This is a genomic window from Streptomyces sp. NPDC107581 (genome assembly GCF_055657175.1).
Genome location: NZ_JBVKBH010000009.1, coordinates 103,970 through 117,239 on the forward strand (window position 1 = coordinate 103,970; position 13,270 = coordinate 117,239).

Sequence of the window (13,270 nt, forward strand, 5' to 3'; positions counted from 1 at the left end):
CCCCCTGTATGCGACTTCGCGCCGCCATCCGGTGCGACCCACACTCGACGAGGGCCGCCGTCACCCGAGCCCTCGTCGTCCCCTCGCGGCGAATCGTTGCCCACAAGCGTGTTCATGCGGTCACACGCCGTCAACACCGGTGCGGGGATTTATTGCGTTCACCCCGCTCGTACGGACCGCGCACGGATGCATCCCCGGCGCATCGCCGTACCGGGGGACCTACACCGCCTCGAAAGCGAGGTCCTCGTACGCGGACAGACCGCCCCCGTAGACGACCGCCGCGCCCTCCCGGGCCTGCGAGCAGCGGTCGAGCTCGCACCAGATGCTCTTGCCGGAACCCTCGGGGCTCCAGCCCCAGCGGTCGGCGAGGCAGTCGACGAGCGCCAGACCCCGGCCGCCGGTGGCCTCACTTCCGGCGCAGCGCGGGACGGGCGCACGGGAAGAGGTGTCGGCCACCTCCAGCCGCACCGTGGCCGACACGGCCGGCCCCGAAGCCGAACCGGCCGACCCGGGAGCGGAACCGGCCGCCGCCGAGGCCGGACCGGAGACCGGACCGGCCACCGCCGGCGCCGGACCGGACGCCGATCCATTCGCGCCCGGAGCCCGAGCGGCCGGCCCTGAAGCCGAACCCGCCGCCCCCGACGCCGAACCGGTCGCCGCCGACGCCGAACGCGCCGGCCCCGACGCCGGAGCCACCGGCCCTGGCGCCGCGGCCGGGACCGCCGGGGCAGCCGCATCCGCCGCCCCCGGGCCGCCCGGCAGGGACAGTCTCAGCACGGCCGGGCGTCCGGTGTGCACCACGGCATTGGTCACCAGCTCGGAGACGAGCAGGATCAGGGTCTCGGCCAACGCCTCGTCGGCCCCTATCCCGAGCCCGGCGAGGCGGGAGCGGGCCCACTTCCTGGCCCGTCCCACCTCCGCGGGGTCGGGTCGGATCTCCAGCTGCACTTGAAGCACCTGCACCGCTCACACCATCCGAACCGGCGGACACATGACCCCACGCCACCCGGACGCCGCGGCGGAAGCCGCGGCGAGCAGCACGACGAGGGCCACGATCGTAGCCATTTTCTGCATGGCCAGAACAATGGCCAGAGCAAGGGTCACGGACCGTGATTCCCTTGCGAGACAGCATGGTTGACGTACAGTCACCCCAACAAGCGCTTCGGGCATATTCCAGCGCGAAGGAGTACGCGCGCGCCATACTGTGCGACACGCATGCCGGGGAGTCGAACAGGCGGCGGCACCAGCCCTGACCGCCCCGCGGGCGGGGGTGCGCACCGCACGGTCCGGCGACACCCCGGGGGCACCACCGGCACGGCTCGTGCTCGCAGCCACTCGCATCCCACACAAGGTACCGGAGGGGGCTCCCGACTCCAGGACGTGACGAGTCACGCGATGGACACAACCCGGTATCGACGCTCTGTGATTCCGGTGTGCCACGATCCGCGACATCCCGGCCCGGCGTTTCGCCGAGGGGCCGGCCCGGAGCGCCGCCCGTCGGTCAGGCCACCAGATCGGAGGCGAGCATGTCCTCACTCTGCGTACTCCCACCGCCACGCCGGGCCCGTACCCAGGCCCGTTTGAGATGCAGATGGACTTCCGCCTCCCAGGTGAAGCCCATGCCGCCGTGCACCTGGAGGCAGTCGCGCATCCCGCGCACGGCGGCCTCGTCGGCGAGCAGCCGGGCGGCGGCGATGTCGCAGGGGTCGGCGGTCACGGCGGCCGCGTAGACCGCGGCGCGGGCCGTCTCGGCGCGCACCAGCAGCTCTGCGCACAGGTGTTTGACCGCCTGGAAGGCCCCGATCGGCTGCCCGAACTGCTCACGCGCCCGGGCGTGTTGCACGGCCAGCTCGCACGCACGCGCCGCCGTGCCGAGCTGCTCGGCCGCGGTGAGGAGCACGGCCACCGGGTCCGGCGCGCCGGACCCGGCCCCGGGAAGGCGGTGCAGCGGCGTCAGCGGGTCCACCGAGCGCAGCGGTACGGCCCCGGAGGCGTCCCCGCACACGGTGTCCGCCGCGTCCAGCCACTCCACCAGTGGGCCGTCCGCGCGGGCCACGACCCGCTCCCCGGCCGCGGCGCCGGCCACGGTCCCGGCGGCGAGGTGGGTGGCGAGCACGGGCCCCGGCAGCAGCGCACGGCCGGTCTCCTCGAAGACCAGCACCGCCTCCGGCAGGCCGAGGCCGACCCCGCCCTCCTCCTCCGGCAGCCGCAGCGCGAACAGGCCCGCCGCACCCAGCTCCCGCCACAGGTCCCGGTCCAGGTGTCCGGGCCGGGACACGGCGGCCCGCAGCGCGTCGGCGCCGAACCGGCGCTCCAGCAGCTGCCGTGTGCCGGCCCGCAACGCCCGCTGTGCCTCGGTGAGTCGGAAGTGCACGGTCACCGTCCCTTGGGCAGGCCGAGGATGCGCTCGGCGACGATGTTGCGCTGGATCTGCGAGGTACCGGCGGCGATGGTGTACGACAGGGAGGAGAGCCGGTCCAGGACCCAGGGCCGGTCCAGGTCGAGGCTGTCCAGGCCGAGCACCTCGGCGGCGGCGTCGTACAGCTCCTGGCGGGCGTGCGAGTACCTCAGTTTGAAAACCGAACCTCCGACGCCCGGCACCCCGCCGCTCGCCTCCGCCTCGCTCACGTTCCACTGGGTCAGCCGCCACAGCGCCCGGAACTCGGCGTTGAGCCGCCCGAGCCGCCGGCGCAGGACCGGATCGTCCCAGCGGCCGTTCTCCCGTGCCGTTCGGGCCAGTTCACCGAGCACCCGGCGGCAGGCGACGACCTCGCCGACGAAGGCCGTGCCGCGTTCGAAGGAGAGCGTCACCATGGTCACGCGCCAGCCGTCGTTCTCCGCCCCGACCCGGTTGGCGACCGGCACCCGGACGTCGTCCAGGAACACCTCGGCGAACTCCGCGGACCCGGCGAGCGTGCGCAGCGGCCGCACGGTGACGCCCTCGGCGTCCATCGGCATGGCGAGCCAGGTGATGCCCTTGTGCCGGGGAGCCTGCGGGTCCGTGCGGACGAGCAGTTCGCACCAGTCGGCGACCTCGGCGTGCGAGGTCCAGATCTTGGACCCGCGCACCACGTAGTCGTCGCCGTCCCGCCACGCGCGCGTGCGCAGCGCGGCGAGGTCGGAGCCGGCCTCCGGTTCGCTGAAGCCCTGGCACCACACCTCGTCCCCGCGCAGGATCGGCGGCAGCCAGCGCGCCCGCTGCCCGGGGGTCCCCTCGGCGGCGATGGTCGGCCCGGCGTGCAGCAGTCCGACGAAGTTGGCCCCGACATAGGGGGCGCCCGCCTTCTCCGTCTCCTCCAGGAAGATCAGCCGCATGGTCGGCGAGGCGTCCCAGTGCACGTCGGCGTACCCGGCGTCGTACAGCATCCGCTGCCAGCCGAGGTCATGGGCGCGCCGGCCCGGCCAGTCGTCCGGGGAGGGCTTGGCCGGCAGGGCGGGCAGCGCCTTGCCGAGCCACTCCCGCAGCCGGGCCCGGAACTCCTCCTCCTCGGGCGTGTACGAGAGGTCCATTACCTGTCGAAGTCCAGGTCCAGCATGCGGATGGCGTTGCCCCGCATCAGCTTGTACACCGTCTCGTCGTCGAGGCCCTTCACATGGTCGAGGGCGACCTCCTTGGTGTGCGGGAAGGTCGAGTCGACGTGCGGGTAGTCGGTCTCGAAGGTGGCGTTGTCGCGGCCGACGACGTCCAGGGACGCGACGCCGTGCTTGTCGCGGAAGAAGCAGCAGAAGATCTGCCGGTAGTAGTACGTCGACGGCGGTTCCGGGATCAGATCGCGCACCCCGCCCCAGGCGCGGTGCTCCTCCCACACGTCGTCGGCGCGCTCCAGGGCGTACGGGATCCAGCCCATCTGCCCTTCGGAGTAGGCGAGTTTGAGGGTCGGGAACTTCACCAGGACCCCGCTGAAGAGGTAGTCCATCATCGAGGCCATCGCGTTGTTGAAGCTGAGCGAGGCCTGGACGGCGGGCGGTGCGTCCGGGGAGGCGGCGGGCATCTGCGAGCTGCTGCCGATGTGCATGTTGACGACCGTCCCCGTCTCCTGGCACACCGCGAAGAACGGGTCCCAGTGGCCGGAGTGGATGGACGGCAGCCCGAGGTGGGTGGGGATCTCCGAGAAGGTCACCGCCCGCACCCCGCGCGCGGCGTTGCGCCGGATCTCCGCGACGGCCAGTTCCACGTCCCACAGCGGGATCAGGCACAGCGGGATCAGGCGCCCGCCGCTGTCCCCGCACCACTCCTCCACCATCCAGTCGTTGTAGGCGCGCACGCAGGCGAGGGCGACCTCCTTGTCGTGCGCCTCGGCGAAGGTCTGCCCGCAAAAGCGCGGGAAGGTCGGGAAGCAGAGGCTGCCCTCGACGTGGTTGAGGTCCATGTCGGCGAGCCGCGCCTTCGGATCCCAGCAGCCGCGCCGCATCTGCTCCCGGGTGATCCCCTCCAGAGTCATCTCGTCCCGGTCGAAGCCGACGGCGGCGATGTTGCGCTTGTACGGGAACTTCAGGTCCTCGTAGATCCACCAGTCCGTCGGCTGTCCCTCCGGGTCCATGGTGATCTGGTACTTGCCGCCGACGTAGGCCAGCTCCCCGATCCCGGCGGTCAGCGGCTTGGGACCGCGGTCCCGGTACTTGGCCGGCAACCAGGTCTCGAAGAGATGGGCGGGCTCGATCACGTGGTCGTCGACGCTGATGATGCGGGGCAGTTCGGTCATGGATCCCCACCTCTCGATCTGATGGGCCGTCAGATTTTCCGTCTCCAGCAGGCTAACCGCGCACCCCTGGACCGACAAGGCGCACGGCCCTACGCTCTGCTGCACATCTGACACACCGTCAGCCATGCAGGGGGTCGACGTGAACGACACCGCACATGCCCTGAGCACCGCGCGCACCCTGTGGGAGCTGGTGGACCGCCGGGCCGGCCTCACCCCGGACCGGCCCGTCCTCCTCCAGGACGAGCGCCGGCTGACGTTCGGCGCACTGCGCGAGCGGGCCGAACGGGTCGCGGCCGGCCTGTACGGCATGGGCGTGCGCCCCGGCACGGTGGTCGCCTGGCAGCTGCCCACCCGGATCGAAACGGCCCTGCTGTCCTTCGCACTGGCCCGGCTCGGCGCCGTACAGTCCCCGGTCATCCCGTTCTACCGGGACCGGGAGGTCGGCTTCGCGCTGCGCGAGTCCAGGGCCGAGTTCTTCGCCGTTCCCGGGGTCTGGCGTGGCCACGACCACACCGAGATGGCCCGGCGGCTCGGCGCGAAGGGCGTCTTCGAGGCGTACGACGACCTGCCCGACGGCGACCCGTCCACCCTGCCCGCCCCGCCCTCCGAGGGCACCTCGGTCCGCTGGATCTACTGGACCTCGGGGACGACCTCCGACCCGAAGGGCGTGCTGCACACCGACCGCTCCCTGATCGCGGGCGGCTCCTGCCTCGCCCACGCGCTCCGCCTCACGCCGGAGGACGTGGGCTCGATGGCGTTCCCGTACGCGCACATAGCCGGGCCCGACTACACGGTCATGCTCCTTCTCTACGGCTTCCCGGCGGTGATGTTCGAGCAGTTCGCGCTGCCGGACGCGCTGGAGGGGTACCGGCGGCACGAGGTGACGGTAGCCGGCGGCTCGACGGCGTTCTACTCGATGTTCCTGGCCGAGCAGCGCAAACGGCCCGGGACGAAGGTGATCCCCTCCCTGCGCCTGCTCGCGGGCGGCGGGGCCCCCAAACCCCCCGAGGTCTACCACGCCGTCGTACGCGAGATGGGCGTCCAGCTCACCCATGGCTACGGCATGACCGAGGTGCCGATGATCACCATGGGAGACCCGCAGGACACGCCGGACAACCTCGCGACGACCGAGGGACGCCCGCCGGAGGGGATGCGGATACGGATCGTCGGCGGCGAGGTGCGGCTGCGCGGCGAGGCGGTCTGCCAGGGCTACCTGGACCCGGCCCAGACGGCGGCGGCCTTCGACGAGGAGGGCTTCCTGCGCACGGGCGACCTCGGGCACGTGACCGACTCCGGGCACCTGGTCCTCACCGGCCGCCTGAAGGACGTGATCATCCGCAAGGGCGAGAACATCTCGGCCAAGGAGATCGAGGACCTGCTCGCCGCGCATCCGGCGGTGGGGGACGCGGCGGTGATCGGACTGCCGGACGCCGAACGCGGGGAACTGGTCTGCGCGGTGGTCGAACGCCGTCCGGAAGCCGACGGGCCGACCCTGGCGGAGGTCGTCTCCTACCTGCGCGCGCAGGGACTGTCCGTACACAAACTGCCCGAGCGCCTGGAGGTGGTGGACGCCCTCCCGCGCAACGACACCTTGCGAAAGGTACTCAAGTACCGGCTCCGGGAGCGTTATTCATGACCGCTCCCGAGCCTGCGGGGGCACCCTGTTCCGCCCGGGTCCGCCGCTGCCTCTGCTTCGCCCTCTGCTCGCGGGCCATCCGGTGATGGTGACCAGCTGCGGCAGTGACGCCCCCCGGGCAGCTGCGGGCCGGCCCGGCGGTCTGATCGGTCTGATCGGTCTGATCGGCCTGATCGGTCCGGCGGGTCCTACTCGGGGACGGTGAAGTAGCGCGCGAACGCCGGGATGATCTCCGTCTCGCCGACCATCCCGTCGCCGTCCGTGTCGAGGGCGACGGCGGTCGCCCGGGCGATCTCCTCCGGGACGTGGAACACCCGAAGGACGCGGGCGGTGTCGGGGACGGTGGCGTGGCCGTCCGCGTCCGGGTCCGCCACGGCGAGGGCCGCGTGCAGGAAGGGGCGGGCGATCTCGGCGAAGCGTCCCGGGTTGTCGCGCAGGCGCTTGACCGCGCCGGTGACGAACTCCTCGCGGGTGATGCGCTGGTCGCCGTCCCGGTCCGCGATCCCCGCCATGCCCTGCCAGAACGCCTCCGCGCCGGCGTACAGCGCCTGGCCCCTGTCGGACCGGGCCGGGACGGCGAACTCGGCGAGCAGGGCCTTGGCCGCCGCGTTGAAGTCCGCGCGGTCGATGCAGCCGTTGCCGTCCTGGTCGAAGGTGGCGAACCGGGCGGCGATCCTGCGCTCGTACTCGGTGCTGACCATGTCTGTTCGGGCCGCCTTACGTTGACGTGGGGGTTGGTCGGGGGGAGCGTACGTCGCGGGTGACGGTGATGTGGCGGGAATGCGGCTGTTGTGCCAAGACCGGGGGAATTCTGCGACAACCTTGTAGCGGCGGCCGGGGCGGCGTCGGCAGGCACGTCCCAGGAGGACGCGGGAGGACGTGGGAGGGCGCGGGAGAGCGCGGGAGGGCACGGGAGAGCGCGGGAGGGCACGGGAGAGCGCGGGAGGGCAGAGCGGGCCGGGCGGACCGGTCCCATGCCGGGATGACGGGCCGGCCCCTCGCAGGGAGAGCGGGCGGGAAGTGCGGGCCGGGCCGGTTCTAGGCGGAGAGCGGGCCCGCCTCCTCGGCGGCCGCGGAGTCGACGTCGGGGTGGACGTCGAAGAGGCGGCGGACGCCGAGCGCGCCGAGGACCCGGTTGACGTGCGAACCGTCGTCCGCGCCCCGGTCCGGCAGGATCAGCCGCAGCCGGCCCTGACAGGAGCGGATCAGTCTGCGTGCGGCGATGAGGACGCCGACCCCGCTGGAGTCGCAGAAGAAGACCTCGGAGAGGTCGAGTATCAGACTGTGGTGGCCCTCGGCGACCACGTCGTGCACCCGCTGGCGCAGCACCGGCGAGGTCATCAGGTCCAGTTCCCCGGACACGCGGAGCACGGCCCACTCGCCCTGTACGGCGCCGGTCACCTTGAATGTCACGGCCACGCCCCTCCGCTCGCCGGATCGCCCGGAACCGCCCGGAAACGGAAGCAGTTCCTACGTTTCTTTCCGCGCGGCTGCCCAGCGGCCGTTCCCTGAAACTTCGACGAGCAAACGGCGCCCGATCCGCAAGGGGCTTGTTTCAGTCACTATCGATCCTGTTCGATCAGAGACGGACGCCCGTCGCGTGGAGATTGTGTGAAGAGGGCACTATCACCTGCGACGCCTCGGGGGGCGCACATTGACACAAAGGGGCGTGCATTGTCAGACGTGCCGACTACATTCGGGGTGAGGGTGCAGACACGCTGAACGGACCGGACGAGGGTGAGGGGAGGAGCCGCATGGCGCAGAAGGACGTACCGCCCCGCTGGGACCGCAAGATGCAGCAGCGGCTCGCACGCGGGGAAGCGGCCGCACTCGGCGAGCTGTACGACCGGTTCGCCTCCCTCGTGCACAGCCTCGCCCACCGCGTCCTCGGCGACGAGCGGGCCGCCGACGGCGTCACCCGTGAGGTCTTCGCCCACGTCTGGGAACACCCCGACACCTACGACCCCAAGCAGGGCCCGCTGCGCTCCTGGGTCGCCTCCGTGACCCACCGGCTGGCCGTGCAGCGGCTGCGCGCCACCGAGACGGCCGCGCTCCCGCAGGGCGAGAGCGGCTCCGCGCAGGAGCTGGAGGGCAAGCTGCACCGCGCGTCGGTCGCCGCCCGCGCGGACTACATCGTCCACTCCATGCCCGCCCCGCTGCGCGCCGCGCTGGAACTGGCCTACTTCCAGCGCCGCGACTACCGCCAGACCGCCGCCGACCTCGGCGTCACCGAGGACGAGGCCCGCCGCCGGCTCCGCCTCGGCCTGCAGCTGCTGTCCACCGCCCATGACGCGAGGACACCACCGGAATTCGGGGGTGCGGTGTGAGCGGGGCAGATGGCTTCGAGATGCCCGACGGGAACGGCGGGCACCACGGCGACGGCGGGCGCGACGAGCAGTTCGACGGCGGCACCGGTAGTGGTGCCAACGGCGGCACCGGTAGTGGCGCCAACGGCGGCACCGGCGGCGGTACCAGAAGTGGTGCCGGCGGCGGTGCCGGTATGGGTGCCGGCCGTGGTGCCGGCGGCGGTGCCGGTGATGTGCCGCCGGGTGCCGGTAAGCCCCGCCCGGACGGGCCACCCCGCATACCGCTGCCCCGGGCCTCCGTCGAGGACGGCGGACAGCCGCTGCCCGGTCTCGCCGGGCCGGGCGGTCTCGCGCCCGTGCCGCTCGATCTGCCGCACGACGTCCTGAAGTCGCTCCTCGGCGCCTGGGCCCTGGCCGCCTGCTCGGCGGCGGAGACGGCGGCCGTCGAGGAGCACCTCGGCGCCTGTGGGTCCTGCGCGGACGAGGCGCTGCGGCTGCGCGAGGCGGTCGGTCTGCTGCACCAGCCCGAGAGCCTCGACCTGGATCCCGCGCTGCGCACCCGGGTCCTGGAGAGCTGTCTGACCCGCCGGCCGCCGCGCATCCCGGTGCCCGGCTGGGCGGCTCCGTACGACGCCGAGTCCGCCCGGCTGGACGCGCTGCTGCAGGACTTCGGGGACTCCGAGTGGCATGCGCCCGTGCGGCTGCGGTGGTTCGAGGCCGATGCGGCGACGAGCCGTCGTACCACCGTGGCCGGGGTGATCGCGCACCTGCTGTCGGTGGACGGGCTGGTCGCGGCGGCGATCGGTCTGGAGGATCCGCTGACCGAGGTCGTCGGCGAGGGCCGCACGGGCGAGCCGGAGACGGCCGGGCCGGCCGGCCGCACCGAGGCGTTCTGGCGGGCGTCGCACTTCCCGCCGACGCGCTCGGTGCGGGCGCCCTGGCGGGAGCAGAGCCACAACCTGGTGCGGACGGTGTCCTTCACGGGCAGCAGCTCCGGCGGGCTCACGGTGCCCTACGGCGACTTCCGGCTGCCGTTGCACGACGCGATGCTGGACCGTGCCTTCGAGTGCTGGGTGCACGCCGAGGACATCGCCGAGGCGGTGGACTACCCGTACGACCCGCCCGCGCCGCGCCACTTGAACAAGATGATCGATCTGGCCGCCCGGATGCTGCCGGCCGCGCTCGCCGAGCGGCGGCGCGCGGGGCTGTCCGCCCCGGGGCAGGCCCCGCATCTCGTACCGGCGGGGGCGCCGGGGCGGAGCCTGCGGCTGGAGATCGAAGGCGCGGCCGGCGGGGAGTGGCTGATCCCGCTGGACTCGCCCGCGGCGGTGGGCTCCGCGGAGTTCGAGGTGGCCCATGTCGCGCTGGACGGGGTGGAGTTCTGCCGGCTGGCCGCGGGCCATGTACCGCCGGAGGAGGCCGCGGCGGGGCAGGTCGGCGACCGGGAGGCGATCAGGGACGTGCTGTTCGCCGCGGCGGGGCTGAGCCGCATGTGAGACCACCGGCCCGGCTCAGCCGGAAGCCCGGCCCCCATACGAAATCCGGTCCCCCTGCGAGCATTCCGAAGGGGCGCGGGGAACTGCGCGACCAGCCCCATACACCCGGCGACCAGCCCCCCCTACACCCGGCGACCAGCCCCCGCACACCCGCACCCGCACCCGGGCGGGACGGTGACGGAACGCGACGCCCCGTCCCCTGGGCGCCCCGCCTCCTGGACGCCCCCGTCCCCTAGGCGAACACCACCGTCCGCCGCCCGTTGAGCAGAATCCTGCGCTCCGCGTGCCACTTCACCGCCCGTGCCAGCGCCTGGCACTCCACATCGCGGCCGATGGCGACCAGCTGGTCCGGGGTCACGCCGTGGCCGACCCGCTCGACCTCCTGCTCGATGATCGGCCCCTCGTCGAGGTCGGCGGTGACGTAGTGCGCCGTCGCCCCGATCAGCTTGACGCCCCGCGCATGCGCCTGGTGGTACGGCTTCGCACCCTTGAAGCTCGGCAGGAAGGAGTGGTGGATGTTGATGATCCGGCCGCTGAGCTGCTTGCACAGGTCGTCCGAGAGGACCTGCATGTAGCGGGCGAGGACGACCAGTTCGACGCTCTCCTCGCGGACCAGCTCCAGCAGCTGCGCCTCGGCCTGCGGCTTGTTCTCCTTCGTCACCGGAATGTGGCGGAAGGGAATGCTGTACGAGCCCACCAGCTCGGCGAAGTCGGTGTGGTTCGAGACCACGGCCGCGATCTCCACGGGCAGCGCGCCGATCCGGGCACGGAAGAGCAGGTCGTTCAGGCAGTGGCCGAACCTGCTGACCATCAGCACGATGCGCATCTTCTCGTCGGCCCGGTTGAGCTGCCAGTCCATGTGGAAGGAGTCACCGATCGCCGCGAAGCTCGCCCGCAGCTTGTCCACCGTCACCGGCGCCTCCGCCGAGAAGTGGACGCGCATGAAGAACAGACCCGTGTCGTGGTCGCCGAACTGCTGGCTGTCCTCGATGTTGCAGCCGGTCATGAACAGGTAGCTCGACACGGCGTGCACGATGCCCTGCTTGTCCGGGCAGGAGAGGGTGAGGACGTACTGGTCGGCGGGGGCCGTGGCTCGGGTGGACTGCTCATTCATGCACCACAGGGTCTCATGTCCGCCCCACCCGGGGTACGGATGTCCGCTGAACGGACCGCCTAGGCGGACCGCGTGAGGATCCGCAGCACCTCGAGGCTCTTCGGCGGCGCGTCGGGGTCCTCCCCGTCGCTCACCGACATGCGCACATGCGCGTCCCGGGCCGCCCGCACCGCCTCCTGCCACCCGTGGTGGTCGACGTAGGCGGCGACCGGCGCGTCCGGGCCGACCTGGTGCATGATCCGCAGCACCCGCAGGACGGCCGTGTCGACGAGCGCCGCCTCCTGCGAGTCGCGGAATATCGTGCCGACGTACTTCTCCGCGGACCAGCTGTCCAGCCAGGTGTCCTCCACCAGCCGGTACACGGCGTCGGTGACGTCGCCGTACCCGTCCACGCCTGCCAGCCAGACGTCCTGCTGGAACACCGGATCGGAAAGCATGTGCAGCGCGGAGCGCACATTGCTGCGCCAGCGCCACCACGGCATGTCGTTCAGTGGCATGCCGCCCATGGTGGAGGAGCGACGGCCGCGACGGGAAGAGTTCTCCGAACCTTGCACAGTCATCGATCGTACGTTCCTCGTCACAGGCGCCCCACCGACCCCTGCAATTCACCCCGCCGTCACCTTCCGTTGATCCGGGATGACTCCACGGTTAGCAGTGTGAGGGAATCGTGCGTGTCCATGACCGGCAGGCGACGCACCCCCCGTACCATCCTCCGATCCTTCTCCCGGCCCGTCAGAGCCACCGCCCGGTACGCGGGCGCTCTGGCCGCCTGTGCGTCGCTCACCGCCGGATGCGGGGTCATCCCCGGTGCCACGGGGGGCTCCGGGGATGGCTCGATCAAGGTCATGACCTGGGCGCCCGAGAACACGGACGCCACCAACAAGCCCGGCATGCCCGCGATGGCCCGCGCCTACGGCAAGTGGATCAACAGCCACGGCGGGATCGACGGCCACAAGCTGGAGATCCTGACCTGCAACGACCACAACGACAGCGTGGGTGCCGCGAAGTGCGCCCGGCGCGCGGTGGCCGAGGACGTGGTCGCGGTCGTCGGCTCCTACAGCCAGTTCGGCGACTCCTACCTCGCCCCGCTGGAGAGCTCCGGCATCCCCTACATAGGCGGCTACGGCGTCACCAACGAGGAGTTCACCGGCCCCATGTCGTACCCGGTCAACGGGGGCCAGCCCGCCCTCCTGGCCGGTCTCGGCAAGGCCCTGGCCGCCACCTGTGGCCCGGTCGCCCTGGTCCGCCCCGACAGCATCGCCGGCGACCAGCTGCCCGTGCTCCTCGACTCGGGCCTGAAGGCGGGCCGGCACGCGCCCGCCGGCGACCAGCTCGCCGCCGAGGACGCCACCGAGTACGGCGACCAGTCCGAGCAGGCGCTGCGGTCCGCGACCAAGGATGTGACCAGGAAGGGGTGTGTGGTGCCCGCGCTCGGGGACCGCACCGACACCTTCATGGACTCCTTCCGGCGCGACCGTGACAGCTTCCCCGCGGTGCGCACGGCGACCGTGCTGGGCAGCGTCGACCAGACCGTGATCAACGCGACGGGCGGTGCGTCGGGTCCCTACGAGGGGGCGTACATCACCAGCTGGTACCCGGTGGCGTCCGACACGCGCTGGGACCCGATGAAGAAGGTGATCAACGAGGAGGCCTTCGGCGACAACCGCATCGACCCCGCGGACGCCGGAGTGCAGACCACCTGGATCGCCTACTCCGTGTTCAGGGCCGTCCTGGAGAAGATCGGCAGCGGCGAGGTGAGCGCCGACTCCGTGCGGCACACCCTCGACGACGGCCTGGAGGTGTCCACGGGTGGCCTCACCCCGACGCTGCACTGGCCCTACGAGGGCAAGCTCGCCGGGGTCGGCTTCCCGCGGCTGGTCAACGCCGACGTGACGCTCCAGGTGGTGCAGGACGGCAAGCTGGTCGCGGCGAAGAAGACGGCGGGCTCGGGCATCAACGGGATCACCGACATGACGAGCACGCTGGAGAACGCGGACCTGAACTGAGCAGGCCCG

Annotated in this window: 11 protein-coding genes and 2 pseudogenes; 4 read left to right on the forward strand and 9 right to left on the reverse strand. The window is 72.0% G+C overall.

The genetic code is table 11. The features are described 5' to 3' along the window. Positions 1–219: 219 nt before the first annotated feature. The 5 genes and pseudogenes from ACZ7P3_RS23795 to ACZ7P3_RS23815 form a co-directional block, all read right to left on the reverse strand. Positions 220–477 (reverse strand): annotated as a pseudogene (locus ACZ7P3_RS23795) (ATP-binding protein); the annotation flags it as partial. A 276-nt stretch (positions 478–753) separates the two neighbouring features. Next, positions 754–948: pseudogene (locus ACZ7P3_RS23800) on the reverse strand (ATP-binding protein); the annotation flags it as partial. A gap of 553 nt (positions 949–1,501) precedes the next feature. Continuing rightward, positions 1,502–2,374, reverse strand: coding sequence for an acyl-CoA dehydrogenase family protein (locus tag ACZ7P3_RS23805; protein WP_472084793.1), 873 nt, complete (start codon positions 2,372–2,374; stop codon positions 1,502–1,504). A gap of 2 nt (positions 2,375–2,376) precedes the next feature. Then, positions 2,377–3,510, reverse strand: a complete 1,134-nt coding sequence (locus ACZ7P3_RS23810; RefSeq protein WP_472084795.1) for an acyl-CoA dehydrogenase family protein — start codon at positions 3,508–3,510, stop codon at positions 2,377–2,379. Beyond that, on the reverse strand, positions 3,510–4,703 hold the full coding sequence (locus ACZ7P3_RS23815) for an amidohydrolase family protein (protein WP_472084797.1): 1,194 nt from the start codon (positions 4,701–4,703) through the stop codon (positions 3,510–3,512). Before ACZ7P3_RS23815 ends, ACZ7P3_RS23810 begins: the two co-directional genes overlap by 1 nt. 139 nt (positions 4,704–4,842) lie before the next feature. Here ACZ7P3_RS23815 and ACZ7P3_RS23820 point away from each other — a divergent pair, with 139 nt between their 5' ends. Then, positions 4,843–6,339, forward strand: a complete 1,497-nt coding sequence (locus tag ACZ7P3_RS23820; RefSeq protein ID WP_472084799.1) for a class I adenylate-forming enzyme family protein — start codon at positions 4,843–4,845, stop codon at positions 6,337–6,339. 188 nt (positions 6,340–6,527) lie between these two features. Here ACZ7P3_RS23820 and ACZ7P3_RS23825 read toward each other — a convergent pair whose 3' ends face one another. Beyond that, a complete protein-coding gene (locus ACZ7P3_RS23825; RefSeq protein ID WP_472084801.1) occupies positions 6,528–7,040 on the reverse strand; it encodes an EF-hand domain-containing protein in 513 nt (170 codons plus the stop codon). A 337-nt stretch (positions 7,041–7,377) separates the two neighbouring features. Further along, positions 7,378–7,758, reverse strand: coding sequence for an STAS domain-containing protein (locus ACZ7P3_RS23830; protein WP_472084803.1), 381 nt, complete (start codon positions 7,756–7,758; stop codon positions 7,378–7,380). Between the two features lie 335 nt (positions 7,759–8,093). Between ACZ7P3_RS23830 and ACZ7P3_RS23835 the strand changes: the two genes are divergently transcribed. Next, positions 8,094–8,666 (forward strand): sigma-70 family RNA polymerase sigma factor, encoded by a 573-nt coding sequence (locus tag ACZ7P3_RS23835; protein ID WP_472084805.1) that lies wholly within the window; start codon positions 8,094–8,096, stop codon positions 8,664–8,666. Further along, complete coding sequence (locus ACZ7P3_RS23840; RefSeq protein ID WP_472084807.1) at positions 8,663–10,141, forward strand: zf-HC2 domain-containing protein; 1,479 nt, start codon at positions 8,663–8,665, stop codon at positions 10,139–10,141. The genes ACZ7P3_RS23835 and ACZ7P3_RS23840 overlap by 4 nt, the downstream gene beginning before the upstream one ends. 232 nt (positions 10,142–10,373) lie before the next feature. Here the strand turns inward: ACZ7P3_RS23840 and purU are convergent, their stop codons facing one another. Both purU and ACZ7P3_RS23850 read right to left on the reverse strand, forming a co-directional pair. Continuing rightward, a complete protein-coding gene (purU, locus tag ACZ7P3_RS23845) occupies positions 10,374–11,255 on the reverse strand; it encodes a formyltetrahydrofolate deformylase (protein ID WP_472084809.1) in 882 nt (293 codons plus the stop codon). A 59-nt stretch (positions 11,256–11,314) separates the two neighbouring features. Continuing rightward, a complete protein-coding gene (locus ACZ7P3_RS23850; RefSeq protein WP_472084811.1) occupies positions 11,315–11,815 on the reverse strand; it encodes an SCO4402 family protein in 501 nt (166 codons plus the stop codon). Positions 11,816–11,932: 117 nt separating this feature from the next. Between ACZ7P3_RS23850 and ACZ7P3_RS23855 the strand changes: the two genes are divergently transcribed. Next, positions 11,933–13,261: an ABC transporter substrate-binding protein gene (locus ACZ7P3_RS23855; protein ID WP_472084812.1), complete on the forward strand. Its 1,329-nt coding sequence runs from the start codon at positions 11,933–11,935 to the stop codon at positions 13,259–13,261. Positions 13,262–13,270 lie beyond the last annotated feature (9 nt).

Excerpts from the sequence above, each read along its gene's own strand:
- ACZ7P3_RS23810 (WP_472084795.1), bottom strand. The coding sequence starts at position 3,510 with ATGGACCTCTCGTACACGCCCGAGGAGGAGGAGTTCCGGGCCCGGCTG.
- ACZ7P3_RS23815 (WP_472084797.1), bottom strand. The coding sequence starts at position 4,703 with ATGACCGAACTGCCCCGCATCATCAGCGTCGACGACCACGTGATCGAG.
- ACZ7P3_RS23825 (WP_472084801.1), bottom strand. The coding sequence starts at position 7,040 with ATGGTCAGCACCGAGTACGAGCGCAGGATCGCCGCCCGGTTCGCCACC.
- ACZ7P3_RS23835 (WP_472084805.1), top strand. The coding sequence starts at position 8,094 with ATGGCGCAGAAGGACGTACCGCCCCGCTGGGACCGCAAGATGCAGCAG.
- purU (WP_472084809.1), bottom strand. The coding sequence starts at position 11,255 with ATGAATGAGCAGTCCACCCGAGCCACGGCCCCCGCCGACCAGTACGTC.
- ACZ7P3_RS23850 (WP_472084811.1), bottom strand. The coding sequence starts at position 11,815 with ATGACTGTGCAAGGTTCGGAGAACTCTTCCCGTCGCGGCCGTCGCTCC.
- ACZ7P3_RS23855 (WP_472084812.1), top strand. The coding sequence starts at position 11,933 with ATGACCGGCAGGCGACGCACCCCCCGTACCATCCTCCGATCCTTCTCC.